The 25,881-nt window shown below is 70.7% G+C and carries 26 protein-coding genes and 1 other RNA gene; 9 read left to right on the top strand and 18 right to left on the bottom strand.

Going from position 1 to position 25,881, the window contains the following annotated elements; all coding sequences use genetic code 11:
• From fliF to ssrA, 6 genes are all read right to left on the bottom strand, one after another.
• Entirely contained in the window at positions 1-1,650 is a 1,650-nt protein-coding gene (gene fliF / locus BO64_RS07570; RefSeq protein ID WP_496402674.1) for a flagellar basal-body MS-ring/collar protein FliF, read from the bottom strand.
• A gap of 114 nt (positions 1,651-1,764) precedes the next feature.
• The gene (locus BO64_RS07565; RefSeq protein ID WP_496402673.1) at positions 1,765-3,870 is read right to left on the bottom strand and encodes a serine hydrolase domain-containing protein; all 2,106 of its coding nucleotides are present in this window, start codon (positions 3,868-3,870) and stop codon (positions 1,765-1,767) included.
• Between the two features lie 86 nt (positions 3,871-3,956).
• A complete protein-coding gene (locus BO64_RS07560; protein ID WP_496402672.1) occupies positions 3,957-4,745 on the bottom strand; it encodes a C13 family peptidase in 789 nt (262 codons plus the stop codon).
• Positions 4,746-4,764: 19 nt separating this feature from the next.
• The gene (locus tag BO64_RS07555; protein WP_496402671.1) at positions 4,765-5,235 is read right to left on the bottom strand and encodes a PaaI family thioesterase; all 471 of its coding nucleotides are present in this window, start codon (positions 5,233-5,235) and stop codon (positions 4,765-4,767) included.
• Between the two features lie 4 nt (positions 5,236-5,239).
• Positions 5,240-5,737, bottom strand: a complete 498-nt coding sequence (locus BO64_RS07550; protein ID WP_496402670.1) for an SspB family protein — start codon at positions 5,735-5,737, stop codon at positions 5,240-5,242.
• Positions 5,738-5,886: 149 nt separating this feature from the next.
• Positions 5,887-6,249: a transfer-messenger RNA gene (ssrA, locus tag BO64_RS07545) on the bottom strand.
• A 129-nt stretch (positions 6,250-6,378) separates the two neighbouring features.
• Here ssrA and BO64_RS07540 point away from each other — a divergent pair.
• Positions 6,379-6,987: a septation protein IspZ gene (locus tag BO64_RS07540; protein WP_496402669.1), complete on the top strand. Its 609-nt coding sequence runs from the start codon at positions 6,379-6,381 to the stop codon at positions 6,985-6,987.
• Here BO64_RS07540 and BO64_RS07535 read toward each other — a convergent pair.
• Together BO64_RS07535 and ilvN are read right to left on the bottom strand one after the other, a co-directional pair.
• The gene (locus BO64_RS07535) at positions 6,917-7,921 is read right to left on the bottom strand and encodes a hypothetical protein (RefSeq protein ID WP_496402668.1); all 1,005 of its coding nucleotides are present in this window, start codon (positions 7,919-7,921) and stop codon (positions 6,917-6,919) included. The two genes, BO64_RS07540 and BO64_RS07535, sit on opposite strands and share 71 nt — an antisense overlap.
• Before the next feature lie 79 nt (positions 7,922-8,000).
• Positions 8,001-8,549 (bottom strand): acetolactate synthase small subunit, encoded by a 549-nt coding sequence (gene ilvN / locus BO64_RS07530; protein WP_496402667.1) that lies wholly within the window; start codon positions 8,547-8,549, stop codon positions 8,001-8,003.
• 170 nt (positions 8,550-8,719) lie between these two features.
• Between ilvN and BO64_RS07525 the strand changes: the two genes are divergently transcribed.
• The 4 genes from BO64_RS07525 to BO64_RS07510 all read left to right on the top strand — a co-directional run bounded on the left by BO64_RS07525 (position 8,720) and on the right by BO64_RS07510 (position 10,696).
• Positions 8,720-8,845 carry a hypothetical protein gene (locus BO64_RS07525; protein WP_496402666.1) on the top strand — a complete coding sequence of 42 codons (126 nt, stop codon included), beginning with the start codon at positions 8,720-8,722 and terminating at the stop codon, positions 8,843-8,845.
• A gap of 53 nt (positions 8,846-8,898) precedes the next feature.
• Positions 8,899-9,924, top strand: a complete 1,026-nt coding sequence (locus tag BO64_RS07520) for a hypothetical protein (RefSeq protein WP_496402665.1) — start codon at positions 8,899-8,901, stop codon at positions 9,922-9,924.
• 57 nt (positions 9,925-9,981) lie between these two features.
• Complete coding sequence (locus tag BO64_RS07515) at positions 9,982-10,290, top strand: DUF6665 family protein (RefSeq protein WP_496402664.1); 309 nt, start codon at positions 9,982-9,984, stop codon at positions 10,288-10,290.
• A 73-nt stretch (positions 10,291-10,363) separates the two neighbouring features.
• Complete coding sequence (locus tag BO64_RS07510; RefSeq protein WP_496402663.1) at positions 10,364-10,696, top strand: DUF6665 family protein; 333 nt, start codon at positions 10,364-10,366, stop codon at positions 10,694-10,696.
• 3 nt (positions 10,697-10,699) lie between these two features.
• Here the strand turns inward: BO64_RS07510 and ybaK are convergent, their stop codons facing one another.
• From ybaK to miaA, 3 genes are all read right to left on the bottom strand, one after another.
• Positions 10,700-11,173, bottom strand: coding sequence for a Cys-tRNA(Pro) deacylase (ybaK, locus tag BO64_RS07505; protein ID WP_496402662.1), 474 nt, complete (start codon positions 11,171-11,173; stop codon positions 10,700-10,702).
• A gap of 10 nt (positions 11,174-11,183) precedes the next feature.
• On the bottom strand, positions 11,184-12,974 hold the full coding sequence (locus BO64_RS07500; RefSeq protein WP_496402661.1) for an acetolactate synthase 3 large subunit: 1,791 nt from the start codon (positions 12,972-12,974) through the stop codon (positions 11,184-11,186).
• Between the two features lie 202 nt (positions 12,975-13,176).
• Positions 13,177-14,100, bottom strand: coding sequence for a tRNA (adenosine(37)-N6)-dimethylallyltransferase MiaA (gene miaA / locus BO64_RS07495; protein ID WP_496402660.1), 924 nt, complete (start codon positions 14,098-14,100; stop codon positions 13,177-13,179).
• Here miaA and serB point away from each other — a divergent pair.
• Positions 14,099-14,986, top strand: coding sequence for a phosphoserine phosphatase SerB (gene serB, locus BO64_RS07490; RefSeq protein ID WP_496402659.1), 888 nt, complete (start codon positions 14,099-14,101; stop codon positions 14,984-14,986). The genes miaA and serB overlap by 2 nt on opposite strands.
• A gap of 13 nt (positions 14,987-14,999) precedes the next feature.
• Positions 15,000-15,656 carry an HAD family hydrolase gene (locus tag BO64_RS07485; RefSeq protein ID WP_496402658.1) on the top strand — a complete coding sequence of 219 codons (657 nt, stop codon included), beginning with the start codon at positions 15,000-15,002 and terminating at the stop codon, positions 15,654-15,656.
• Between the two features lie 51 nt (positions 15,657-15,707).
• Here BO64_RS07485 and hflC read toward each other — a convergent pair whose 3' ends face one another.
• Both hflC and hflK read right to left on the bottom strand, forming a co-directional pair.
• Positions 15,708-16,601, bottom strand: coding sequence for a protease modulator HflC (hflC, locus tag BO64_RS07480; protein WP_496402657.1), 894 nt, complete (start codon positions 16,599-16,601; stop codon positions 15,708-15,710).
• Positions 16,598-17,761 (bottom strand): FtsH protease activity modulator HflK, encoded by a 1,164-nt coding sequence (hflK, locus tag BO64_RS07475; protein ID WP_496402656.1) that lies wholly within the window; start codon positions 17,759-17,761, stop codon positions 16,598-16,600. Before hflK ends, hflC begins: the two co-directional genes overlap by 4 nt.
• A gap of 155 nt (positions 17,762-17,916) precedes the next feature.
• Here hflK and BO64_RS07470 point away from each other — a divergent pair, with 155 nt between their 5' ends.
• Positions 17,917-19,029, top strand: a complete 1,113-nt coding sequence (locus BO64_RS07470) for an Mrp/NBP35 family ATP-binding protein (RefSeq protein WP_496402655.1) — start codon at positions 17,917-17,919, stop codon at positions 19,027-19,029.
• Between the two features lie 24 nt (positions 19,030-19,053).
• Here the strand turns inward: BO64_RS07470 and BO64_RS07465 are convergent, their stop codons facing one another.
• From BO64_RS07465 to BO64_RS07445, 5 genes are all read right to left on the bottom strand, one after another.
• Entirely contained in the window at positions 19,054-20,484 is a 1,431-nt protein-coding gene (locus BO64_RS07465) for an MFS transporter (protein ID WP_496402654.1), read from the bottom strand.
• Positions 20,485-20,665: 181 nt separating this feature from the next.
• Positions 20,666-21,568, bottom strand: coding sequence for an SDR family NAD(P)-dependent oxidoreductase (locus tag BO64_RS07460; protein ID WP_496402653.1), 903 nt, complete (start codon positions 21,566-21,568; stop codon positions 20,666-20,668).
• A 167-nt stretch (positions 21,569-21,735) separates the two neighbouring features.
• Entirely contained in the window at positions 21,736-22,716 is a 981-nt protein-coding gene (locus BO64_RS07455) for an efflux RND transporter periplasmic adaptor subunit (RefSeq protein ID WP_496402652.1), read from the bottom strand.
• 6 nt (positions 22,717-22,722) lie between these two features.
• Positions 22,723-23,481 (bottom strand): ABC transporter ATP-binding protein, encoded by a 759-nt coding sequence (locus tag BO64_RS07450; protein ID WP_496402651.1) that lies wholly within the window; start codon positions 23,479-23,481, stop codon positions 22,723-22,725.
• On the bottom strand, positions 23,478-24,620 hold the full coding sequence (locus tag BO64_RS07445) for an ABC transporter permease (RefSeq protein WP_496402650.1): 1,143 nt from the start codon (positions 24,618-24,620) through the stop codon (positions 23,478-23,480). The genes BO64_RS07450 and BO64_RS07445 overlap by 4 nt, the downstream gene beginning before the upstream one ends.
• A gap of 184 nt (positions 24,621-24,804) precedes the next feature.
• Here BO64_RS07445 and BO64_RS07440 point away from each other — a divergent pair, with 184 nt between their 5' ends.
• Positions 24,805-25,803, top strand: a complete 999-nt coding sequence (locus tag BO64_RS07440) for an aldo/keto reductase (protein ID WP_496402649.1) — start codon at positions 24,805-24,807, stop codon at positions 25,801-25,803.
• The last annotated feature ends 78 nt before the right edge of the window (positions 25,804-25,881 follow it).

The raw sequence follows: 25,881 nt of genomic DNA, 5'->3' as shown, positions 1-25,881 counted from the left end.
TCAGGTCGTCTCGTGCAGCCAGCCGCGGAGGATCGACACCGACTCTTCCGGATGCTTCTCGACAAACTCCGACACGCGCTTCACCGAGCTGGCCTTCACCTGCCCCTCGATGCGGGCGATGTCGATCTTGGCCTCCAGCTCGCTGTTGGTCGGGCTCGGCAGGGCGAGCTGGCTGTCGCCGGCCGGCAGCTGCATGGCCTGACCGTCGGTGGTGGTGGCGAGCCGAGTGACCTGCGGGCCGCCGGCCATGGTCATCGCCATGGGCAGGCCGCCGCCGGAGCCGGTGGCGGTCTTCAGCAGCGGCCGGGCCACGAAGATCAGCATCAGCACGCCCACCAGCGCCATGACCGCGATCTCGGCGGCGCGCATGATGTCGTTCTTGTCAAAGCCCATCAGGGGGTTGGCGGCCTCGACGCCGCCGGCGTCGAGCGGAGCGGGGAAGCGCACGTTGATGACGCTCACCTGGTCGCCGCGGTCCTGGTTGAAGCCCACGGCGGTGCGGACCAGCTGTTCGATGCGCTGCATCTCCTCGGCGCTGCGGGGCTGGTACTCGCCGGGCTTGCCGTCGGCGCCCACGGGGGTCACGCCGTCCACCGCCACCGCCACCGACAGGCGCTTCACCTGGCCGGGCTCCTGCACCTCGGTGCGGATGGTCTTGGAGATCTCGTAGTTGGTGGTCGATTCCTGCCGGCCGCTCTGCGAGCCCATGCCGAGGCCGGCGCCGATGGGCGCGGCGCCCGGGATGTTGCCGGCCACGCCCGCCTGCTGGTCGGCCCCGTCCTGGCTCTCCCGGCTGTTCTCGTCGGTGGTGGATTCCGAGCGGACCACCTGACCTTCCGGGTCGAAGGTCTCCTGCTGAACGGTGACGCGGGCCAGCTCCAGGTCGGCGGTGACGTTCACCCGCGCCTTGCCGGGGCCGACGATGCCTTCCACCAGGGCCTTCACCTGCTTGGCGATGCGGGCCTCGACCTCCGACTTGCGGCCATCGGCCTCGGCGGCGATGCCGGTCTCGCCGCCCGACAGGGTCCGGGCGTGCTGGTCCACCACGGTGACACGGTCGGGACGCATGTTGGGGACGGCGCCGGCCACCAGATTCTGCAGGGCGCGGACCTGCTCCGGGGTGGGCTCGCGGCCGCCGACGCTGATGTTCACCGAGGCGGAGGGCTGTTCTGCCTCCTCCTCGAACAGCTGGCGCTTGGGCAGGACGAGGTGGACCCGGGCCGAAACGATTCCGTCCAGGCTGCGGATGGTGCGGGCCAGCTCGCCTTCGAGGGCGCGCTGGCGGTTGAGCTGCTGGACGAAGTCGGTCTGGCCCAGCGAATTGGCCTCGTCGAAGATCTCGTAGCCCACCGAGCCGGCGGTCGGCAGGCCCTTGGACGACAGCATCAGGCGGGTTGAGGCCACCTGGTCGCGGGGCACCAGGATGGTGGAGCCGTCGCCCTTCACCTCGTACTTCACCCCGGCCTGGTCGAGGGCCTGGGTGATCGACCCGGCTTCCTTCAGGTCCAGGTTGGCGTAGAGCAGGGCCTTGGGCTCCCCGAGGTTCATGGTCAGGGCGACCAGCACGGCGGCGACGCCGGCGCCGATGCCCAGGATGGCCGCCAGGCGGCCGATACCGAACTTTTGGATTGCCGCGAGCAGCTGGTTCAACGCGGGCGCCCCTTCCGAAACCTCTGAGGGGACGCGGCCTGCAGATCCCGCCCTCAGCTAGGCAGGAATTACCCAGTTGATGGTAAACGCGGCCTTAAGGTTCCCTAACGCGCCTCAGGCGCTCCAAGGGGAAAGCAGGCCCCAGACGGCCAGAAGCACGGTGAAGGCGGCGTAGATCAGGACCGTGATCGTGAACGCGGCCTTGCGCCGGCCCGACCACGAATCGACCCGCCGGCCGCCCTGCCAGACCGCCGGCAGCGCCAGCAGGGTGACCACCGTCAGCGCCCCGGCCACCAGGGCGCAGGCCGAGGCTGTGATCAGCAGCGGGCCCGGCCAGCCGTAGAACATCGTCGCCACGTCCGCCGCCTGCGCGGCCCACGCCGCCACCAGAGCCATGGCCGCCAGCCACAGGCCGGCCTGGATGTTCTGGGTCAGGGAGGCGCGGCCCTGGGTCTGGTTCTCGCGCAGGTCCCGACGGTTTCGCAGCAGGGCGCCGAGCAGGGTGGCGACGGCGGCCAGGGCGGTGAGCGCGGCCAGGGCGATCAGCAGCAGCGGATGCATCCAGAAAGGGGCGCGTTCCTTGCGGTCGGCGTTGAAGCCGTCCTGGAAGCCCGTGGCCCGGCCGTTCTTCATGCGGAAGGCCAGCCGCTGGTCGCCGTCGGCGGCGATGAAGCGCCCCTCTCGGACCGGGCCGTCGGGAACCCAGACGCGCACGCCGTCCTGGCCGCGGGTGACGAGCCGGCCTTCCGGCGTGACCGACACCTGCACGCCGCCGACCAGCAGGCCCGCAAAGCCTTCCAGCCCGCCGTGGGCGCGGCGGCTGGTCATGTAGTAGCCGGTGAAGGCGTCGGCGGCCTGGAGCAGGTCGCGCGAGCCGAGCCGCGGGAAGGTCACGGGCGGTGCATAGAACTGCCGCACCAGGGCGTCGGCGAAACGGCTGCTCAGCGCCCGGCCGGTGTCGCCGTTGGTGGTGATGAAGACGCCCAGGTCCAGGTCCGGAATCACCACCAGGCTGGAATGGAACGAGATGGTCGCCCCGTCGTGGCCATAGCCGCGCAGGCCCCCCGGCAGGTGGTAGATCATCAGCCCGTGGGCCCAGCCGTTGATTCCGGGCGCGGTGGCCTGGATTGGCTGGCGAAAGGCCCGCGCGGCCTTCGGGCCGTAGATGCTGACCCCGTCCAGGGTCCCGTCGCCCAGCATCATCAGCATGTAGCGGGCCATGTCGGCAGAGGTGGACGAGGCCGAGCCGGCCGGGCCGATCTGGCCGATGTATTCGTAAGGCCGGGCCACGAAGCGGTCGCCCCGCCACCACCAGCCCTTGGCGACATCCTCGCGCAGGGCGGCGGGCATGGCGTCCGGCAGGCCGCGGCGGTCGGACCGGGCCTCGCGGAAGGTGGTGTGGGTCATGCCCAGCGGGCCGGTGATCTCGGCCTCCACGAGGTCCTCGAACGGCTTGCCGTTGAGATTGGCCACGGCGAGTCCCGCCAGGGCCGTGCCGTAGTTGGAATAGCTGGAGCGCACGCCAGCGGCCCGCACCCGGTCGGGCCGCTCCTGGCGCAGGTAGAGGTCGAGGGGGCGGACCCGGTTCGCGTCCCGTTCGAACAGCTGGCCGAGCGCCCGGTCCTCGAAGCCGGGCGAATGGTCCATCAGCGTCCGGAGCGTGACCGGGCGCCGGTAGCCCTGGTCGCGCACCTGCACGCGCTCGGGAAGATAGGTGTTGATCGGCCGGTCCAGGGCCATGCGGCCCTTCTCGACCTCCCTCATGGCCAGAATCCAGGTGAATGTCTTGGAGATCGACCCGATGCGGAAGAGCGTCCGGTCGGGATCCACCGGACGGGGCGGCGACAGGTCGGCGAAGCCGTAGCCCTTCTTCAGCGCCACCTGTCCGCCCTGGACGACGGCCACCGCGGCCCCGGCCACGTGCTCCCGCGCCATGGCGTCCTTCACCCAGCCGTCGACGAAGGCTTCGAGTTCGGCTCTGGGGATCGGCTGGTCGCTCGCCAGGCGTGCGCCGGGGGGCTGGCTCGGAGCCGCGGCCGCTGGCGTCGGGGCGGCGGGCGTCTGGGCCGTGGCCTGAGCGGCGGGCCGGGCGGGAGCCGCCGGCCGCTTGGGCTGGATCTGGGCGTACGGAATCGGCGCGTTCGGCAGGGTGGCGGCGGGCGGGGGGCTCGCCTCTTGGGCCACCGCCGGCGCCCACATCAGGGTCATGAGCGCCGCCAAGACGGCCTTCAAACCGGTTCCCATCGCAACCGCCCCACGCTCGCGCCCCCGGCCCGTCCAGGTTGTAGGTTGGAAGCTTGAGTCCCTCAAAGCGGCGCCGTGACGTTTCCCGTCGGCGTGGCGACGGGGCCGGAGCCGCGGGGGAAGCCGTACAGCGGCAGGATGGGCCGCAGTTCGGGGCCGACGAAGAGCTGCGGCTCGGACGGCGGGCTCACCTTCTCAGCCAGTTCCCGCTGCCGCACGCACTCGCGGGTGGCCAGGGCGAGGGCCTGGAAGTCGGCGCTCTGGCCGATGGTGCTCAGGAAGCAGTCGTCGAAATAGGGGTACTTGTCGGCCTCTCCGCAGCCGAAGGATGTGCGGTCGGGGCGGGCTGCGGTGAGCACCATCCGGTTGGGCGCGGCCAGGGGCGCGATGAAGATCCCCGAGAAGCAGGCCGAGATCACCACCACCGTCGGCCGACGGCCGCAGGTCTGGTCGAGCATGGCCGCCAGCACCCCGGGCGGCAGGATGCGCTTGTCCACCAGCGCCCCGTCCGGCGTGCCGTGGCTGGTGATGTAGAGGAGGCAGCCGCCGGGCGTCTTCGGCGTCAGCTCCTGCATAGCCGCATAGATCGTCTCGAGCTCGGCCTTGGCGGGGCTCGTGTCGCGATAGCGTTCAGGGCGGGTGGAGAACTGGCGCAGGTTGCGGGCCTGGAAGCCCATCCGGCCCAGGGCCTGGGCCACGTCGCGCCGCGCGTTGTCGAAGGCCTCGGTGGGGCCGCCCCCGGAGCCGCGCCAGTCGCCGGCGATCACCACCGCCGACCAGTCCTCGAAGCCGCGGGCGAAGGCGGGCGCGGCCGAAAGCGCCAGCAGCAGACCCGTGATCGCGATGATCAAACGGGCCGCCGCGGGCATTTTACTTCTTGTACTTGGCGAAGGGCGTCGGGATCGCCGTGCCTGTAGCCTTGGCGAGCAGCCGGCCCTCCGGATCGTAGAGCTCGCCTTCAGTGAAGGCCACCTGCCGGCCCCACTTCACCACCCGCCCGATCCCGCGGATCTTCCCGGGCATGGCCGGGCGCAGGAAGCTGGTCTTCATCTCCAGGGTCGGGGCCACCGCGGTCATGCCCGAGGCGACCATGCAGGCCACGCTCATGCATTCATCGAGCATGGCGCAGAGATAGCCGCCCTGGATCTGGCGCATGGGGTTGAGCAGCAGCTCCGCCCGGGCTTCGAACTCCACCTCGACGGTGCGCTCGGCCTGGCAGACCGCCACCATCTTGAACCCCAGGGTCTGGGAGCCGGTGGGCTGGTTCTTGGAACGCAGGAAGCGCTGGAGGATGGCCTCGTCGGTGAGAACCTCAGCTTCGGCGCTGGCGACGTCGCTCATCCCGCTACTTCTTCCTGAACTGATCAAGGGACACGATCTTGGCCTCGCCCGTGGCCGCCGGAGCGGCGTCGGGCGCCTTGGCCTCGTCCGCCGCCGGAGCCGCCGCCTTGGCTTCGGCCGGCGCGGCCGGGGGCGGCTCGAACTGCAGCAGGAACTGCACGGACGGGTCGTAGAAGCGGGTCACCGCCGCATAGGGGATGCTGAGCCGCTTGGGCTGGCCGCCGAACTGCAGGGTCACCGAGAAGAAGGTCTCGCCGGGGGCGAGGTCCCAGTACTGGTGCTGCAGGACGATGGTCATCTCGTCCGGGTACTTGGACAGAAGGTCCGGAGGCCCCGAGACGCCCGCGGCGTCCGTCTTGAAGGTGATGTAGAAGTGATGCGCCCCGGGCAGGCCGCCCGGCGCGGCGGCGCGTTTCAGCGCGGCCTTGACGACGCCCCGGAGCGCGTCCTGCGCAAGGGCCTCGTAGTTCATCAGATCCTGGGCCGGCGGCTCCTGGGCCATGCGGTCTCCAACGCGCGAATACTTGCTTTCGGGAAAAGTAGCGTCTGGCGGGGGCGAAGCAAGGCGCGAAGCGGCCCTATCCCCCGGAATTGTCGTGGATCGTAGCGCGGCCTTGGCGAGCCCGACGCAGGCGGCGTGAAAGCCAGGGAAGTGGGAGGATTCTGTTGCCAGGCTCCTCCCGGGCCCCGCCTAAGGATCTGAACCCCTAGGGCTTAGGTCGGATTTCTACCGGACCGCATTACGCGGCCAGGCGGACTTCCTCAGCGAAGTTATCGTTCGCATTTAGTTTAATGACCCGAAACGGTGGGTCAGGCCGGGAGAAAGCAACGCCTTTACACGTCTGTCGATGCTGATCGGCCCCGCACTTGTCCGGCGATAACCCGGAGGAAGATTGGTGGAGCCGCCGGGAATCGCACCCGGGTCCAGTCCGCTTATTGCGCGCGCGTTTATCCCCATAGTCGGGCAAGCCCGACCCTTCGAATATAGGGGCTGTGGGCGGGGATTCAAAGCGCCCGCCGTTCACGAAGCGCAGACGGACGGCGCGATTTCGTGGATCGCCGCCAAGGCTTCGCCAGCGGCCTAGGGGGTGGACGAGGCCCGTCGATAGCCTCCCACGCATCGGAATTTGCCGGAGTTTCCCGATGCGCAACCTCGCCTACGCCATCTGCCCGCTGGCCAATGACCTGGCCTCGAGCCTCTTCTTCGCCCTTCTGCTCATCGCCGGCCTCGACGCCCAGGTCGCCACGGTGGTCGCCGTCGGGTTCGGCCTCTCCCATGTGGGCCTGTGGCTGATCTTGAGGCGACCGATCGCGCCGTTGCAGTGGGCGAGCGTCGGGCTGGTGGTGCTGTTCGGCGCGGCGGCCTTCGTCACCGATGACCCGCGCTTCCTGATGGTCAAGCCGACGCTGGTCTACCTCGTGATCGCCGCGGTGATGCTGAAGCGCGGCTGGATGCTGCGCTACCTGCCCCCGGTGGCGGCGGAACACGGCGCGCGGCTGATGATCGCCTTCGGCTACGTCTGGGCCGGGCTCATGCTGGTGACCGCCGCAGCGAACCTGATCATCGCCATCCGGTTCCCGCAGGCCTGGCCGCTCTACAGCGCGGTCTTTCCCCTGGGCTCCAAGCTCGGGCTATTCGCCATCCAGTTCCTCACCATTCGCACGGTCGTGAAGGCCAGGATCATGGCGGAGCGGGTCCAGGCGGGGCTTCAGTCCGGGGCCCAGGCTGCATCGTCGGCGGAGGCGGCGTAGGCGGCTCCGGCTCAGGAGCGGGCTCGGGAACGGGCTCGGGCTCCAGGCCGCGCGGGCGGTAGCGGGACCGCGGATCGGGCTTCAGCTGCCCGCCGCTCTCGATCAGCTGGCGATAGGCCGTGCGGGCGGCGCCGAAATCGGCGCCGTTGCGGAAGATCAGGTCGTAGCGCGGGTCCTGGCCGAGGCTGGCCCCGATCACCGCCTCCAGCACCTCCGCGCCTTCGCCCACCTCGGCGAGGTCGCAGGCCCGGCGCACCGTGCGGGCGCCGCGAGAGGTGAGCAGCGTCAGGTCATAGGCCACGCCCTCGACGCACACGGCCTCGGCCGCGCCCGCCTCGGCCACCCGCACGTCGCGGGGCGACTTCCAGACCCAGTGCTCGCGCAGCGCCCGGAACCGGTCGGCCGAGCCGGCCGGCAGCTCCACGTCGAAGCCGAGCCGCCGGGCGATGCCGGCTTCGCAGCAGGCCAGTCCGGCCCGGGCCTGGACGAACACGCGGTCATCGCCGCGGACCGAGACCCGGGTCACCGTCTGGCGCACGCTGGCCGTGGGCCGCGTCCAGACCTCGAGGATCATCTCGTCCCCCCGCAGCAGCTGCCACTGCAGGGGCATCAGGCCCCACAGGCGGTAGGTGGAGGCGTCGACGCCGTTGTCGATTGTGGGCAGGCGCTCGCCCCGGCGCAGGCGACGGCCGCCGAACGGGTCGGCCTCCTCGCCGGCCTTGGGCCACTTCTCGTCCCACCAGCTTTGTGGGTCGGGCGGCGGGAACGGCCAGATGTCGGCTTCGTAGGGCGGCGTCCCTTCGGGCGGGCCGATCACCTGCGGCTTGGCCTTGCGCAGCGGGATGGGGAAGATCAGCTGGGCGTCCGCCGGCGTAGCCAGGGCCAGCGCCAGCAGGGCGGGGATCACGCGGTGGATCGCGGGCAAGCGGCGCATCTCCTGCTCACGCCCCCGCCGTCCAAAGACCCTACAGGTCCCGCCCGTTCCCCGGAAGGCGTTCCCCAGGGCGCGCCCCTCAGAAAACGTCGACGCCCCGGGAGATGGAGAGCACGCCGGTCCGCGAGACCTCCACCAGGCCGAGGGGGCGCATGAGGTCGACGAACTTGTCGATCTTCGACGGCGCGCCGGTCAGTTCGAACACGAAGCTCTCGTGGGTGGTGTCGATCACCTTGGCGCGGAAGATGTCCGCGACCCGCAGGGCCTCCACCCGGTCGGCGCCGACGCCCTTCACCTTAACCAGCGCCAGCTCGCGTTCCAGACCGTTGGGATCGCGGGTGATGTCCTGCACGTGGCGGGTCGAGACCATCTTCTGGAGCTGGGCCTCGATCTGGGCCAGCACCTGCGGGGTGCCGCGGGTGACGATGGTGATCCGGCTGGTGTGGGCGCTGCCGTCGGTCTCGGCCACCGTCAGGCTCTCGATGTTGTAGCCCCGGGCCGCAAACAGCCCGACCACGCGGTGCAGCACGCCAGGCTCATTGTCCACCAGCACGGCGAAGGTCGCCGAGCTCTCTGGTGTCTCCTCATGGGCGAGGTCATACACGGAAGCGGGCTTGGGGTCGGACATCGGATCTGGCTCCTTCGTGATCAGGAGGTGTCACAGGACGCGGGTCGCCGCAACCGCCGTGGCCTGTGCGCCACAGCCGTTAACCATCGCGCATCCGCGGGCCGCCTCGGCCTTGCCCGCCGCCCTCGGATTGTGAGAGAGCAACGCCAACTCCGAACGCGAGTCGCCGAATGACGATGTGCGCCTATACAGCCAGCGAGAGCCGCACCCGCCCCTGGGCCGGGGTGTCGGACGCTGACGTGCGCGCCGGTTCGGATCCGGGCGCACCGATCTCCCCGATCCTGCTCATCGCCTGACGCGCGGACGCTCCGAACCGGAGGTCCGCTGAAGACCTCCCGGAGCCTCTCCGATGTTCCTTCCCCTGACGGGCGCAGTCCCGGTTGCGAAACGGACCGCCGCCCCGACCTCTCTCCTGAAGCTGGTGGCCGGCGAATTTGCGCCGCGCATCGCCGAGCTCTGGCCCGAGCCGCATGGGCCGTTCCTGTCGGCTCCCGCGGCCCGGCGGCATCTGGCGTGCCTGGGCCTGGCCCTGGGCGTGGACCTTGCGCCGCTGGCGGCGGCGGTGCTGGGCGCGCGTCTGCGGCACGCCATCCCGGCCCTGATCGCTGCGCCGCCGCCCGGCCTGGAGCGGCTGCTGAGCCGCCTGGGCGAGGTGGCCCTCGACGCCGAGAGCTACCGGCTTCTGGTCCGGCTTCTGGGGCGCCCCGCGCCGGCAAAGGTACTGCGCCATGCCGAGGCGGTGGATACGGCCCTGATCCACCGGCTGGCTGGCCTGCCCGAGCCCATGGAGCAGGCGGTGCGCCTGGCCCGGGACCTGACGCCCGAGACCCTGGCCGTGCTGCGGGAGGCCTATGACGCCCTGGCGCTGCGGGCCGGCCGCGCCGCCGCCGAGGCGGCCGCCGCCGGCTGGGCGCGGGCGGGCTCGTTGCGGTCGCTCTTCGCCCGGGTGCGGGACGACCTGACGCCTGAGCCGCCGCCCCCGCCGCATCCGGGGACCGGTCGTCTGCGGCCCCTCGCCAGCAAGGCGGCGATCCGCGACGCGGCCCGCCGTTACCGCAACTGCCTGGCCGAGCGCACGCCCCATGCCGCCGCCGGTTGGTCGGTCTTTTACGAGTGGGCCGGCCCGCCCGGCGTCATCGTCGAGATCAGCCGCGACCATGTCTTCGGCTGGCGGCTGGACCAGGCGCGGACCGCCGACAATGGCCCGGTCCCCGAGGGGATCCGAGACGCGCTCGTGGGCGAACTGGCGCTGATGGGCGTGCACGTGGGGCGCTCGGGCTGGCAGCTCGACCGGCTGCTGCGCGAGGACGTCGGCCGGGGCTACCGCTTCTGGCCAGTGGAGGAGGAGCTCGCCGAGGCGTTCGGCGAAGCCTGAGGCCCTGCCCCCGCCGCCACGCTTGCGCCCGGCGGCGGGGGCGCCAACATCGCCGTCATGGCGCTGCGCCCGCCGAGATCCCTCGGCCAGGACCTTTGCCGGGACACCGGTGAGCCGGTGCTGGCCTACGAGCTGCTTGAGGAACAGGCTTACAGCCTCGGCCGCGCCGGGGCGCGGGTGGAACAGGCGCTCGCCGCCCTGGCCGGGACGCAGGGTGAGGGCCGGGCCGAGGCCCTCAAGGCCGCCGCCGACGCGGTCTGGGCCTTGCTCGTGCAGCGCGAGGTCCTGGGCCTTCGCGACCGCGCGGCCGTGGTGGCCGAGTACGGCGTCCCGCGCGAGGTGCTGAGCCGGCTGGGAGTAAAATAGCCGCGAGCGCCGACTCCTGTTCGGCGAGGGTGGTACAGTGAGGGCGTCAGACCCGAGAGCCAAAGGAGGCTGCATGTCCCCGCTCCGGATGCCTCAGCACCTCGCCGACCCTCCGCACTTCGACAGCGGCGAGGCGGTCCTGAGGTTCAAGCTGCTCGAAGACATCGACGCCGGCGTCAAACGCAACACCGACCGCGTGCAGGCCGCGCTGGCGGACCTGCGGCGGCACGACGGCGAGCAAGGCGCCGATCCCGACCTGCGGAACCGGCTGCTGGATGCGGCGGCCGATGCGGTCTGGGCCCTGTTCGTCCAGCATGAGGCCTGCGACTGCACCGATCACGAGGACCTGGTGCGCCGCTACGACATTCCGGCCGAGGTGATGGCGCGGGTCGGCGCCCGGCACTGAGCCTCAGGCGGCGACCTCGGCCACCACGGCGTCCAGCACACGGACCAGGTCCGCCGGGGCGAGCCTCGCCTGCAGGCCGCGCTGGCCGCCATTGACGAAGACGGCCGGCTTGACCGTGGCCGCGGCGTCCAGGACCGTGCGCACGCGGCGCTTCTGGCCGAAGGGGCTGACGCCGCCGACCTTGTAGCCGGTGATCCGCTCGGCGTCGGCGGGCTTCATCATCTCGGCCGACTTGCCGCCCAGGGCGGCGGCGAGCTTCTTCATTGAGACTTCGCGGTCCGAGGCCAGGACGACGCAGGCCGGCTTGCCGTCAACCAGCACCATCAGCGTCTTCAGCACCTCGTCGGGCGGCGCGCCCAGGGCTTCGGCGGCCTGCAGCCCGACGCGTTCGGCGTTCGGGTCGTAGTCGTAGGCGGCCAGGTCGAAGGCCACGCCCGCGCGGGTCAGGGCGAGCGTGGCCGGGGTCGTGCGGCTCAAGCGCGGACCTCTAGACCAGCCGCTTGCCGGCGTCGTCGATGATCGAGCCCAGGTCGCGGGCCTCCTCGGCCATGATCATCTCGTTGTGGGCCTTGCCAGAGGGGATCATCGGGAAGCAGTTCTCGACCTTGGTGACCCGGCAGTCGAAGATCACCGGCTTGCGGACGTTGATCATCTCCAGGATCTTGGCGTCCAGCTCGTCCGGCGTCTCGGCCCGCAGGCCCACGCCGCCATAGGCCTCGGCCAGCTTCACGAAGTCGGGCAGGCTGGCGGAATAGGAGTGCGAATAGCGCTCGCCGTGCAGCAGCTGCTGCCACTGGCGCACCATGCCCATCCACTCGTTGTTGAGGATGAAGATCTTGATCGGCAGGTCGTACTGCACCGCCGTGGAGATCTCTTGCATGGTCATCTGCACGCTGGCGTCGCCGCCGATGTCGATGACCAGGGCGTCGGGGTGGGCCATCTGCACGCCCACAGCGGCGGGGAGGCCATAGCCCATGGTCCCGAGGCCGCCCGAGGTCATCCAGCGGTTCGGCTCCTCGAACTTGTAGAACTGGGCCGCCCACATCTGGTGCTGGCCGACCTCGGTGGTGATGTAGGTGTCCCGGTCCTTGGTCAGCTCATAGAGCCGCTCGATGGCGTACTGCGGCTTGATGAGCTTGTCGTCGGGCCGGTAGCCGAACGAATTGCGCGCCCGCCAGGCGTCGATCTGCGCCCACCAGGCCGCCAGCGCCGCCTTGTCGGTGGAGAGGTTGCGCTGCTTCCAGGCGGCGATCAGGTCCTCCAGCACGCTGGCGGCGTCGCCCACGATCCCGACGTCGGCGCGGACGTTCTTGCCGATCGAGGACGGGTCGATGTCGATGTGGATCTTCTTCGAGGTCGGCGAGAAGGCGTCCAGCCGGCCGGTCACCCGGTCGTCGAAGCGCGCGCCGATCGCCACCATCACGTCGCAGTCGTGCATGGCGTTGTTGCTCTCGAAGCTGCCGTGCATGCCCACCATGCCCAGCCACTTGGAATCCGACGCCGGGAAGGCGCCCAGGCCCATCAGGGTGGAGGTCACGGGGGCGCCGGTCAGTTCGGCGAACTCGCGCAGCAGGGCCGAGGCCCGGGGGCCGGCGTTGATGACGCCGCCGCCGGTGTAGAGGATCGGCTTGCGGGCCTGGGCGATCAGCGCCACCGCCTCGGCGATCCGGGCCGGGTCGGCCTTGGTGCGCGGGGCGTAGTTGTGGGCGTGGACCACGTCCTTGGGGCCCTTGTAGACCGCCTTGGCGAACTGGACGTCCTTGGGGATGTCGATGACCACCGGGCCCGGGCGGCCCGAGGTGGCGATGTGGAACGCCTCATGGATGATCCGCGGCAACTCCTCCACCGACTTCACCAGGTAGTTGTGCTTGGTGCAGGGGCGGGTGATGCCGATGGTGTCGCATTCCTGGAAGGCGTCGGTGCCGATCAGGTGGGTGGCCACCTGGCCGGTGATCACCACCAGCGGAATGGAGTCCATCAGGGCGTCGACGATGCCGGTGATGGCGTTGGTGGCGCCGGGGCCGGAGGTGACCAGCACCACGCCCGGCTTGCCCGTGGACCGCGCATAGCCTTCGGCCGCATGGGTGGCGCCCTGCTCGTGGCGGACCAACACGTGCTGCAGCCGCGGCTCGTTGAACAGCGCGTCATAGATCGGCAGGACCGCTCCGCCGGGATAGCCGAACAGCACCTCTACGCCCTGATCGATAAGGGCCCGCACCACCATCTCGGCGCCTGAAATGGTGTCGGCTTCAGCTTCGATCGTCTGGTGGGCGGTCATCGGAGGAACTCTTTCGGAAGGGGCCCTGGTTTCGGTTCGGGGGGATCGGAACAACAAAAAAGGCCCGCGAGGGGCCTGGAACGAGCGACCGGTCGGTGCTGACGCCTTCGTCAGTCCGTTGTCGGCCGCCCGGTGAGTACAAGGATTTCGTTGCGCACGTAACCACCCTGGAGAGAGTGCTGAGGGAAATGACATGCCGGGTTCAGGCCGTCAAGGCCGGGTCCAGCGCAAGAAACTGCCTCCACTGTCCCTCAGGGGCGGCCTCGTGGATGCGCGGCCAGTCCGCCATCTGCCCGCGCAGCCAGGTCAGCTGGCGCTTGGCGTAGCGACGGGTCTCCTGCTGGGCGGCCGCCACCGCCGCCTCCAGGGTGGCCTCGCCCGCCAGGTGCGCGGCCAGTTCGCGCACCCCCACGGCCTTCATGGCGGGCAGGGCGGGGTCGAGCTCGCGGGCCATGAGCGCCCGAACTTCCTCCAGCGCGCCGTCGTCGACCATCGCGTGCAGGCGCGCATCGCAGCGGGCGTAGAGCGCCTCGCGCGGCGGCTCCAGGGCGACGGCCCGCCAGTCCCGGATCGCCGGCTCGCCGCTCTTCTGCAATTCCGAGAGCGCCCGGCCCGTGGCGGCGAACACCTCCCAGGCGCGGCACAGACGCTGGCGGTCGCCTGGGGCGATCCGGGCGGCGGCGGCGGGGTCGGCCTGCGCCAGCCGGGCCCGGAACGCCGCTTCCCCCAGTCGCTCGTAGTCGGCCGCCGCCGCGGCCCGGACCTCGGGCGCCACCTCGGGAATTTCGGCCAGGCCCTGGGTGAGGGCGCGGAAGTAGAGGCCCGTGCCGCCCACCACCACCGCCGGGAGCCCGCGGGCCGCGATCTGCGCCAGCACCTCGCTCGCCGCTCGCAGCCAGCGGCCCACCGACCAGCCATCGGCGGGATCGACGGTCCCGAACAGGTGGTGCGGCGCCCGCGCCAGATCGTCTGGCCCGGGCCCGGCGGTGATCACCCGCAGGCCGGCGTAGAGCTGCATGGAGTCGGCGTTGACGATCTCGGCGCCTGTGGCCTCGGCCAGCCGCAGGGCCAGCGCCGACTTGCCGCTTGCCGTGGGGCCGGCGATCAGCCAGATGCGGGGCGTCATGGAGCTTGTCCTCACCACCGTCATGCCGGCCCAGGCCGGATCCCTCTCCATCGGTTACGCCGACGCGTTCGCGGGCCTCGACGTGAAGATCACCGACTCGGTGATGCTCTCGCCCCAGGCCTCCGACCTCGTCTTCGAGGCTGCCAGCCTCGGCGAAGTCCGGGAAGCCCTGGCCCGGGCGTTCGCGCAGGCGCCGTTCGACTGGTGCGTCCAGCCGACGGCGGGGCGCCGCAAGCGCCTACTGGTGGCGGATATGGACTCCACCATCATCAATGTCGAGTGTCTGGACGAACTGGCCGACTTCGCCGGCAAGAAGGCCGAGATCGCCGCCATCACCGAACGGGCCATGCGTGGCGAACTGGAGTTCGAGGGGGCCCTGCGCGAGCGGGTGGGTATGCTGAAGGGCCTCTCCACCGCCGCCCTGCAGCAGGCCTATGAGGAGCGGGTGCGCCTGAACCCCGGCGCCCGCACCCTGGTCCGCACCATGGCCGCCCATGGCGCCCGCTGCGTGCTGGTGTCGGGGGGCTTCACCTTCTTCACCAGCCGGGTGGCCGAGGCCGCGGGCTTCCACGCCAATCGCGCCAACACCCTGCTGGAGGCGGACGGGGCGCTCACCGGCGGCGTCGGCGAGCCGATCCTCGGGCGCGAGGCCAAGCTGGCCGCCCTGAAGGAAGAAGCCGCCGCCCTCGGCGCGCCGCTCTCGGAGGCCCTGGCCATCGGCGACGGCGCCAACGACCTGGCCATGATCGAGGCCGCCGGCCTCGGCGTCGCCTACCGCGCCAAGCCGATCGTCGCGGCCCAGGCGGACGCCAAGGTGGACCACGCCGACCTCACCGCGCTGCTCCACTTCCAGGGCTACACGGCCGACGAGTTCGTCACCGACTGATGGGCCGCCCCCGATGACCTGGCCGCGCCCCGTCCGGGCCGTCGTGTTCGACATGGACGGTCTGCTCGTCGACACCGAGACGGTCTATTGCGAGGCGCTGATCGCCGAGGCCGCCCACATGGGCCACGAGCTGCCGCTCGAGGTCCTGAAGCGGATGATCGGCCACGTCTGGATAAACGGGGCCCGGGTGCTGGTGGAGCATTTCGGCCCCGGCTTCGACACCGAGGCCCTGCGCACGGGCGCGACCCGACGCTTTCACGAGCTGATCGACGCCGAGGTGGCGCTGAAGGCGGGCGTGGTGGAGATGCTGGACCGCCTGGACGAGCTGGGCCTGCCCCGGGCCATCGCCACCTCGTCGCGTCGCGAGGCGGTGGAGCATCACATCGGCGGCCACGGCCTGCTGGACCGGTTCCACGCCATCCTCGCCAACGGCGACTATCCGCGGCCGAAGCCCAATCCCGACCCGTACCTCATGGCGGCCGCCCGGCTGGGGGTCGATCCGGCCGAATGCCTGGCCCTGGAGGACAGCCACAACGGCGTCCGCGCGGCCTGCGCCGCCGGCATGATGACCATCATGGTCCCCGACATGCTGGACCCCAATGAGGAGATGCGGAGCCTCTGCCTCCGCATCGCCCGCGACCTGCACGAGGTCCGCGAACTGCTCACATGAAGAAGCCCCCTCCCGCGGGGCGGAAGGGGGCTTGGACTGTGGTCCCGGCCGTCAGCGGCTGCCGGACGGGCCTTTCTCGAAGTAGCGGAAGAAAGCGCTGTCCGGGGAGAGCACCATGGTGGTGTCGCCCTGGCCAAGGCTCGCCTCATAGGCCTGCATCGAGCGCCAGAAGGCGGCGAACGACGGATCGCGGCCGAAGCTCTGGGCGAAGATGCGCGTCCGCTCGGCGTCGCCCTGACCGCGGATGGTCTCCCCCTGTTCCTGGGCCTGGGCGAGGGTGATGGTCACCTCCCGGTCGGCCTGGGCAATGATCTCGCGCTTCTGCTGTTCGCCCTCGGCGCGGATGCGCGCGGCGTCCTGCTGACGCGAGGTCTCCATCCGGCGGAAGACGTTCGGCTGGTTTTCCTCGGGCAGGTCGGCCCGGCGGATCCGCACGTCGATCACCTGGATGCCGAAGCGCGAGGCCTCGGCCCGGCGGGCCACGTCGTCCCGGGCCTGCTGCATCAGCTGCGAGCGGCGGCCCGAGATGATGTCGGCCTGAGGCGCCGAACCCAGGACCTGGCGCAGCGACGAGTTCACCAGCCGCTCGATCCGGTCGGTGGCCGTGCGCTCGTCACGCAGGCTCCGGTAGAAGGCCAGGGGGTCGGAGATGCGGTAGCGCACGAAGGCGTCCACCACGAGCCGCTGCTGGTCGGCGGTGAGGATTTCTTCCTGCTGGCTTTCCAGGGCGAGGTTGCGCCGGTCGAACTTGATGACGTTCTCCCAGAAGGGGAATTTCAGGTTCAGGCCCGCGCCGGGCTTGCCGGGGGCGTTCACCACGCGCACGGGCTCGCCGAAGCGCAGGACGATGGCCTGTTCGCGCTGGTCGACCACATAGAGCGTGTTGCCGAGCAGCACGACGGCGCCGATGGCCAGGATCAGATAGGTCCAGAGACGACGGCTCATTGCGGGGTCCTCCCGGCCTGCGGCGGCGTCACGACCACGTCGGGCGCGGGCGCGCCCTGGGCCTGGGTGCGCGGGCGGAAGATATCGGGCGGCAGGATCACCGGGGCGCTGGCCCCGTTGCTGTCGATGATCACCTTGTTCGAGCGCTGCAGCACGCGCTGCATGGTCTCGATGTAGATCCGGTCGCGGGTGGCGCCGGGCGCGCGACGGTATTCGTTCAGCACCGCGTTGAAGCGCGAGGCGTCGCCGACGGCTTCCCGCACGGCCTGTTCGCGATAGGCCTCGGCCGACTGGATGATGCGCGCGGCGTCGCCCTTGGCCTCGTTGATGACCCGGTTCCGGTAGCCGTTGGCCTCGTTGACCGCCGACTCCTGGTCCTGCTGGGCGCTGACCACGTCGAGGAAGGCGGCCCGCACCTGCTGCGGCGGGTTGGCCGAACGGATCTGGACTTCGTCGATGCGGACGCCCGCGCCCCAGGTGTCGAGCACCTTCTGCATCTGTTCGGCGGCCTGGAGCTGCACGCGGCCACGGCCCGTGGTGAGGATGTCGAGCAGGGGGGTGCGCCCCACCACCTCGCGCATGGCCGCCTCGGCCACGGCCTTCACCGAGCCTTCGGGGTCGCGGATGGTGAAGACGAACTGGTCGGCGTCGGCCACCCGCCAGGTAACGCTGAACTGCAGGTCGATGATGTTCTCATCGCCCGTGAGCATCAGGCTCTCCTCGGGCGCCGATCCCGGCGCGCCGCCGCCCACGTCGAGGCGCTGGAGGCTGGTGACCGGCACCTTCTGCACGCGCTCGATCGGCGCCGGCAGGTGGTAGTTCAGGCCCGGGCCTTCGTTGCGCGAATAGGCGCCGAAGGTGGTGACCACGGCCTCCTCGTTCGGCTGGACGATGTAGATGCCCGACAGAGCCCACAGGCCGAAGGCCGCGCCCACCGCGGCGGCCACCGCGCCAGGGCGTACGCCGCCGCCGCCCGGGCCGCCGAGGAAGTCGCGCAGGCGCTGCGCGAGCCGCTCGAAGCTGGCGTTGAAGTCGGGGCCGTTCGGCCCGCGGCCGCCGCCGCCGTTTCGGGGCCGCCTGGGCGGCGGGGTGTTGCGGTCGCCGTCGCCGGACGGGGGGGAGCCCCATGGGCCGGGATTGGCGTTGTCATTCCAGGGCATCAGCCGGGGTTCACGTACTCGGTTGAAGGGCTTGGGGGATCGCGTGTCGGTCTTCTGCTTAAAGCCCGGAGCCGGCTTGTAAACCAGCGGACTTGTAAACCGACGCTGTCAGCCGGATATGAGACCCCTTCCCAACCAAAGCAAGACAAAGCGGCATGATCCAACCGGCGGGTCCGGACAGAGCGGTCGTCCTCAGGGCGCTGGATGCGGTGCGCGACCCCAAGTCGGGGCGCGGCCTGGCCGAGGCCGGCCTGGTGCGGGGCCTCGTGCTGCGCGGGACCCGGGCGGCCTTCATGCTGGAGGTTCCGCCCGCCGACATCGAGCTCTACCGGCCGGTGCGGGACGCCGCCGAGCAGGCCCTGGCCGCCGCGCCGGGGGTGGAGACCGCCCAGGTGGTGCTCACCGCCGAGACCGAGGCGCCGCAGCTGCGCACGGCGCCCAGCGCCGCCGGCCGCCGGGCCCGGGTGAGCGAGGACCCGCAGGCGCGCCTGGCTCCCATGCCGGAAGCCGAGCGCCCGCCCCATGTGCGCAAGGTCATCGCCGTGGCCAGCGGCAAGGGCGGCGTGGGCAAGTCGACGGTCTCGGTGAACCTGGCGGCCGCCTTCGCGCGGCTCGGCCTGCGCGCCGGCCTTCTGGACGCCGATATCTACGGCCCCTCGGCGCCCCACATGCTGGGGGTGGACGGCGAGCCCACCTTCGACGCCGACAAGCGCCTCAATCCGCTGGAGGCCTGGGGCGTGAAGGTCATGTCCATCGGCTTCATCGTCGAGCCCGGCCAGGCCAGCATCTGGCGCGGGCCCATGGCCTCGTCGGCGCTCCGTAGCCTGATGAATTCCAACTGGGGGACGGCCGAGGCGCCCCTGGACGTGCTGGTGGTGGACCTGCCCCCCGGCACCGGCGACATCCAGCTCACCCTGGTCCAGCGGCTGAAGCTGGACGGGGTGGTCATCGTCTCGACGCCCCAGGAGATCGCCCTGATCGACGCCCGCCGGGCGGCGACCATGTTTGGCAAGACCGGGACGCCGATCCTGGGCGTGGTCGAGAACATGGCCTGGTTCGAAGGGGCCGACGGCTCGCGCACCGCCATCTTCGGCGAGGGCGGCGCGGCCGAGGAGGCAAGGCGGCTCGGCGTGCCGCTGCTGGCCCAGGTGCCCATCGAGGTCGCCCTGCGCCAGGGTGGGGACGAGGGCCGTCCGCTGGTGGCCACGACGCCGGACGCGGCCGCCTCCCGGGCCTTCCTGCAGATGGCCGAGGCGCTCAAGCCCTGATCGGGCGCCTTAGGGGCCTGGCCGCTAGGGTTTCGACGGAGCCTCGCCCGGGGGCACGATCATGTCGTCGCCAGTGAGGGTGCCGAGCGAGGGCGCCTCGGCGTAGGTCGCATCGCGCTCGTCCAGCTGACGGCGGATCTCGGCGTGCCGCTCGGGGGTCAGCTTGTAGCCGATGAAGCTCGCGCCCGCGAGCATCACGAAGAAGATCGGCCCGACGATATAGACCAGCTCCAGGGCCTGGATCGCCTCGGGCGTGTTCACCGCCCCGGCCCGGGCCTGGTAGCCGATCGCCGCCAGCAGCACGAAGGTCAGGGCCGAGAGGCCCGAGGCGATCTTCGAGGTGCCGATGGTCAGGGCGTACATCAGGCCCATGTATTCGCGCCCGTGCGCCAGCCGCATCTCGTCGGCGATGTCGCCGGTGAGGGCGCGGATCATCACCAGGAAGCCCGCCGCCATGGCGCCGACGATGAACATCCCCGGCGCGAAGGCCAGGAAGTTTCCGGCCGGCAGGAACGGCACGATCATCAGGCCGATGGAATAGATGGTGGTGCCGACCATCAGGCTGCGGTGCTTGCCGATGCGGTTGCCCAGCCAGGCCATGAACGGCGCGCCCGCGAAGCCGGCGGCGATGTAGATCATCAGCAGCAGGTTCGCCTGGGCGGTGTCGAAGCCGCGGCTGTCGTTGAAGTAGAAGAGATACAGGGTCGCCATCCACCCCGGCCCGAGGGTGGCGCACAGGTCGGCCACCAGCAGGCGGACCACGTTCCCGTGCTTCAGCAGGGTGAGGTAGTCGCGCAGGCCGAACTGGGTTTTGTGATCGCGGGTGATCGGCTCGCGGGTGAAGCCCAGCACCATCAGCGCCGTGACCGGCAGGGCCAGGATGATGAACCACACCATGGCCTGGACGCCCTCGCCCTCGGTGGCCCCCAGCTGCTGCATCACCACCGGGATCAGCAGGACGGCGACCGAGCCGGCGACCCCGAGGCCGATGATCGCCCCGAACACGCGGTTGCGCTGTTCATAGGTCGGCCCCAGCACCCCGCCCCAGGCCAGGTGCGAGAGGTAGACCATCGAATAGCCGATATAGAGGAACAGCAGGATGCCGCTCAGGCCGAGCTGCGAGGTCGAGGGACCGGCCTGAAGCACGAACCACAGGCCCGCCATCATCACCGGCGTCCCGAGCGCCAGCCAGACGCGGTAGCGCCCGAAGCGGGTGCGGGTGCGGTCCATGGCCATGCCGAGGCCGACGTCGATCGGGATGTCGATCAGCCGGACCATGGCGAAGGCCGCCCCCACCACGGCGAGCTCCAGGCCGATGTGGCTGGCGAAGTAGCGGGGCAGGTGGACGCTGATGGCCAGGACCAGCGCCTGGATCGGGATGCTGGCGCTGGCGAAGGCGAGGACGTGGAAGGTTGAGAGGTGACCAGCCGCAGTTCCAGACTTCGCCGTCGCCACGCTCAAACCCTCCACTCGATCGCGCCTCTGGCGGGCGCCCGTTCCTAGGTTACGCGCGATCACATGGGCCGGCGCAAGCGCAAAGAGATTGCGGCGCCGAAACGGACGCGGATGTGGCGCCAAAACAAAGGGCCCTCCCCGTCGCCGGGAAGGGCCCTTCGCGACCGGACGGTCAGGCGGCTCAGCCGCCCTGCATCTTGCGGAAGAACTTGGCGGTCTGTTCGCCGCCGTTGACATAGGCCTGGGCGCCCGCGGCGTCGGCGATCTTGGCGAAGTTGTCGCGCACGGCCTCAACGGTGGCGTCCGGGCCCAGGTACACGCCCTCGGTCTCGACGATGCGGGCCACGGCGAAGGCGCCGGCGCCGGCGGTCAGGACCGTGCCGGTGGGGGCCTCTTCCGAGCACAGGAACACCACGCCGGGGGTCACGTATTCGGGCTTCAGCTGCTCCAGCACCTGGGGCGGCATCAGGTTCTCGGTCATCCGCGTGGCGGCCACCGGGCTGATGGCGTTGACATGGATGTTGTTCTTCTGGCCCTCGAGCTTGAGGGTGTTCATGAAGCCCACGAGGCCGAGCTTGGCGGCGCCGTAGTTCGACTGGCCGAAGTTGCCATAGAGGCCCGTGGACGAGGTGGTGACGACGATGCGCCCGTAGTTCTGCTGGCGCATGATCTCCCAGACGGCCTTGGCCGGCTTCACGGTGCCCATCAGGTGGACGTCGACCACCACCTGGAAGTCGGCGAGCTCCATCTTGGCGAAGGTCTTGTCGCGCAGGATGCCGGCGTTGGCGACCAGGATGTCGATCCGGCCCCAGGCGTCCATGGCGTCCTTGACCATCCGGGCGACGCCGGCGTCGTCGGTCACCGAGCTGCCGTTGGCGATGGCTTCGCCGCCGAAGGCCTTGATCTCTTCCACGACCTTGTTGGCCGCGTCGGAGCCGCCGCCCGAGCCGTCAACCGAGCCGCCCAGGTCGTTGACCACGACCTTGGCCCCGCGCCGGGCCAGCTCCAGGGCGTGCTGGCGGCCCAGGCCCCCGCCCGCGCCGGTGACGATCGCCACTTTGCCGTCGAAGCGGATGTCCGCCATGTGCATGTCCCTCTTGAACAGGTGTTCGGAAAAGCCGCCGCGTTGTGCGGCGCGGCGAAAGGTGCGTCAAGCTGACGCGAGGGCAGGGCGGCCGATGAGGGGGCCTCCCCCGTCGCCAGGATCGACGGGGGAGGCGGGCGCGCAAGGTTCGGGTGCTTGGGGAAACCCTAGCCCTGCGGCGCTGAGGGGGCGGATGGCTCGGCCTCGGCCTGCTGCTGGCGGACGAACTTCACGAGCACGCGCTGGCCGATCAGGAACGGGGCGCTCGAGCTGTCCACCACCACCTCGACCACGCGGTCGTCGGTGCGCTCGTTCGGGTCGTCCGACTGCAGCTTGCGGGCGCCGAACACCGCCGCCCGGCGCAACACGCGGCCGTCGAAGGTCTTGGTGGGGTCGCTCTCGGGGGACATCTTCACGCTCTGGCCCACGGTCACATAGGGCAGGGCGCCCTCGGCGATCTCGGCCCGGACGATGCGCCCGGCCTTGGGCTCCAGGTCGAACATGTTGGAGACGTTGAGCGTCGACGCCCCCGCGCCGGGGTTGGCGTAGCGGCGCACCACCCGCCCGTCCGCCGGGGCGCGGATGATGCTGAGCTCCTGGTCGTAGCGGGCCTCGCTCAGGCGGGCCTCGGCCGTGGCCACCACCGCCTTCTGGGCCAGGATCTTGGCCTGGGCCTCACGCACGGCGTCCCGGGCCTGGTCGAGCTTCTGGGCGGCGACGAAGTTGGAGGGGGCCAGGCCCTGCAGCCGCCGCTCCTCGCGCTCGGCGGCCGAGAGCTGCACCTCCAGCAGGGCGAGGGCGGCCCGGGCCTCGCGCACCTCGGCGGCGGCGCGAGCGGCCTGCAGGCGCGGCTCGTCGTCCTCGAGGCGGGCGAGGATCTGCCCCTTCACCACATCGTCGCCCTCCTGGACCAGCACCTCGCGCACCACGCCCGCCCGACGGGCGGCCACCTGGATGATGCCGCCCTCCACATCGGCCTTGCCGTTGGCCACGGCGGCGTAGGGGCTGGGCTTCACCTCGGCGGCGGCCTTGGCTTCGGCCTCTTTCCTGGCCTTGGCCTGGCCGGACATGAGCATGACGCCGCCGCCGCCCAGCACCAGGACGAGGGCGACGATCCAGACGAAGCGGTTACGGAAGATGGCGGGCATGGGTCTCTAGGCTCCGACGAGCTCGGTTTGGGCGTGGTGTAGGGCGACGGCCGAGGCGGCGACCGGCGGGAGCGGGCGGCGGTCCTCGCGGATCTCGCCGTCCTCCAGGTGGATCACGCGGTCGGCGAAGGCTTCCAGGCGCGGGTCGTGGGTCACGCAGATCACCGCCGCGCCGTGCTGCTTGGCCGCCCGCTGCAACAGGCGGATGACGATCTGGCCGTTCTCGCCGTCGAGGGCCGAGGTGGGCTCGTCGGCGAACACCAGCCGCGGGTCCTTGGCCAGGGCCCGGGCGATGGCCACCCGCTGCTTCTCGCCGCCCGACATTTCCGCGGGCCGCGAATTCAGGCGCTTGCCGAGGCCGACCTCCTCCAGGGCCTGGGCGGCCTTTTCCCGGGCCGCCGACTTGGAGTGGCCCTGGTGTTTCAGGATGATCTCCACCTGCTGCAGGGCGGTGAGGGCCGAGAACAGGTTGAAGCCCTGGAAGATGAAGCCGCAGTGGTCGAGCCGGAAGCGGTCCAGCTTACTGGGGCGCAGCTTCCAGATGTCGGTGTCCAGGGCCCTGACCCCGCCCTCGTCGGGCCTCAGCAGGCCGGACAGGGCGGCCACCAGGGTCGACTTGCCGGAGCCGGAAGGCCCCATGACCATGGTCACCTCGCCGTGGCGGGCGTCGAAGTCGACGCGCTTGAGCACCTCGATGTGCGTGCGGCCGGTCTTGAAGCGCTTGTAGACGCCGTACGCCTCGATGGCGGTGGGGTTCGAGCTCATCGCAGCAGGTCCGCAGGTTGGCTCTTCTTCAGGACGCCCAGGGCCAGCAGGCCGGACGCGCCCGAGATGACGAGCAGGAGAACCGAGACGCCGATCACCCACGGCGCGGGGAAGCCCATGGGCATGCCGCCGTTGCGCGCCAGCAGATAGACGCCGGAGGTGAAGAGGCCGGTGGCCGCCAGGCCCACGACCCCCACCCACACCGACAGCTCCATCACGATCAGCCGCAGGGCGCCCATGGAGACGCCCAGGGCCCGCAGGCTGGCGAACTCCTTGATCGACGACAGGATCGCCCCGCGCAGGGTCTGGGACGTGATGCCGACCCCGATCAGGAAGCCCAGGAAGACCGAGAAGCCGATGAAGATGCCGATGATCTGCTCGCTCATCAGCGCCCCCTCGTTGGCCTTGCGCAACTCCTCCCGGGTCCAGGCGCGATAGGCGCCCTTGGCGGTGGCGTTCAGCTGGTCTCGGACGATAAGCGCTCGGGACGGGTCCTGGAGCCGCACCATCAGCGGCCCGGTCTTTGAGGTGTCCCGGTTGAAGCCCAGTAGGCGGATGGTGTCGCGCGAGGCCACCACCGCGGCGTTGTTGATGTTGGGATAGCCGTCGAGGATCGCCCGCACCCGCACGGTCTTGCCGTTGAGGGTGGCGCTGTCGCCCAGCTGCACGCCCAGGCGCTTCAGCTGGCTGCGGTCGATGGCCACCGCATAGGGCTCCATCAGCGCCTGGCGGGTCGCTTCGGTATAGTCCACGGGCAGGGTCACCGCGCCCGGGCGGGTGTCCACCATGTTGACGTCGACCCAGGTGGTGACGGCCTTGCCGCCGTCCTTCGGCTGGTTCACCCAGCGGCCGCCCTCGATGTCCCAGGCCGCCACCTCGACGACCTCGGGGTGCAGGTACATCTGCGGCTGGAGGCGGGCGGGCAGGGCGCCGCCGCCCGAGTTGATCAGGCTCTCCATCTTGGCCGGCAGGATCATCAGGTCGGCGCGGCTGCGCTCGAGCGTCGCCGTCACCCCCTTCACGATGCCGACGAACATCCCGACCTGGGCCAGGATCAACAGGCCCGAGAACGCGAGCGCCACCACCGCGGCGGTGTAGCGGCGCCACTCATGGATCAATGTGGCCAAGGCCAACGACATGGCGAGAACGCCCTTCCCAAGCTTGGCGCGATCGGATCGCGCTTCACCCGGAAAGAGGCGGCCGGCGCCGCGAGCGGATGCGGACGGGGCGATTAAACCTTCGTAATGCGCTGGCCCGCCCGGCGCGGCATTGTGCCGCCGCGCCCGCACGCCCAGATGTCATGGCGGCGGAAGGAGGCCTCCCATGAAGACGCGCAAGCTCGGAACCCAGGGACTGGAAGTGTCGGCCATCGGCTTCGGCTGCATGGGCCTGTCCGGAGTCTACAACGCCCCGCTGGACGAGGGCCGCGCCACGGCCGTGCTGCAGAAGGCCGTGGAGGCGGGGATCACCTTCTTCGACACCGCCGAGATCTACGGCATGACCACCAACGAGGTGCTGGTGTCCAAGGGGCTGGGCGAGGCCCGCCATCGGCTTCGCATCGCCACCAAGTTCGGCTTCGACCTGGAGGCCGCCCGGGCGGCGGGCCGCCCCACCGGCGTCAACAGCCGGCCGGAGAACATCCGCGCCGTGGCCGACGCCTCGCTCAAGCGCCTGGGCGTCGAGGTGATCGATCTTTTCTACCAGCACCGGGTCGACCCCAATGTGCCGATCGAGGACGTGGCCGGGACGGTGGGCGACCTCGTGAAGGCGGGCAAGGTCCGCTATTTTGGCCTCTCCGAGGCAGGCGCAGACACCATCCGCCGGGCCCACGCCGTCCATCCGGTCAGCGCCCTGCAGTCGGAATATTCCCTCTGGACGCGTGATCCCGAGACCACGGTCCTGCCCACCTTGCGCGAGCTCGGCATCGGCTTCGTGCCCTACAGCCCCCTCGGCCGCGGCTTCCTGGCCGGGGCGGTCCGGGGCAAGGGCTCCCTCGCCGACAACGACTTCCGGCGCTTCGTGCCGAGGTTCCAGGACGGGGCCCTGGAGAAGAACCTGCCGCTGGTGGAGACCCTCACCGCCCTGGCCCGGGCGAAAGGTCGCACCCCGGCCCAGCTGGCCCTCGCCTGGCTGCTTGCGCAGGGGCCGGACATCGTGCCGATCCCCGGGACCACCAACCCCGCCCGTGTCGAGGAGAACGTAGGGGCCGTGGACATCGAGCTGACGCCCGAGGACCTCGCCGCCATCGCCGCGGCGGTTCCCGAGACGGCCGTGGAGGGCGCCCGCTATGACGCCCGCGGCCTGGCCATGGTCAACCTCTAGCGCTTGCCTGCCGGGGCGTCTGGCGCCTTCTATCGCCCGATGGGCCGCCTGACTCGGACGAGGTCCGGGGCGGCGCAT

It is taken from the genome of Phenylobacterium composti DSM 19425, from assembly GCF_059568645.1.
This window is presented reverse-complemented; position numbering and strand designations above follow the sequence as displayed.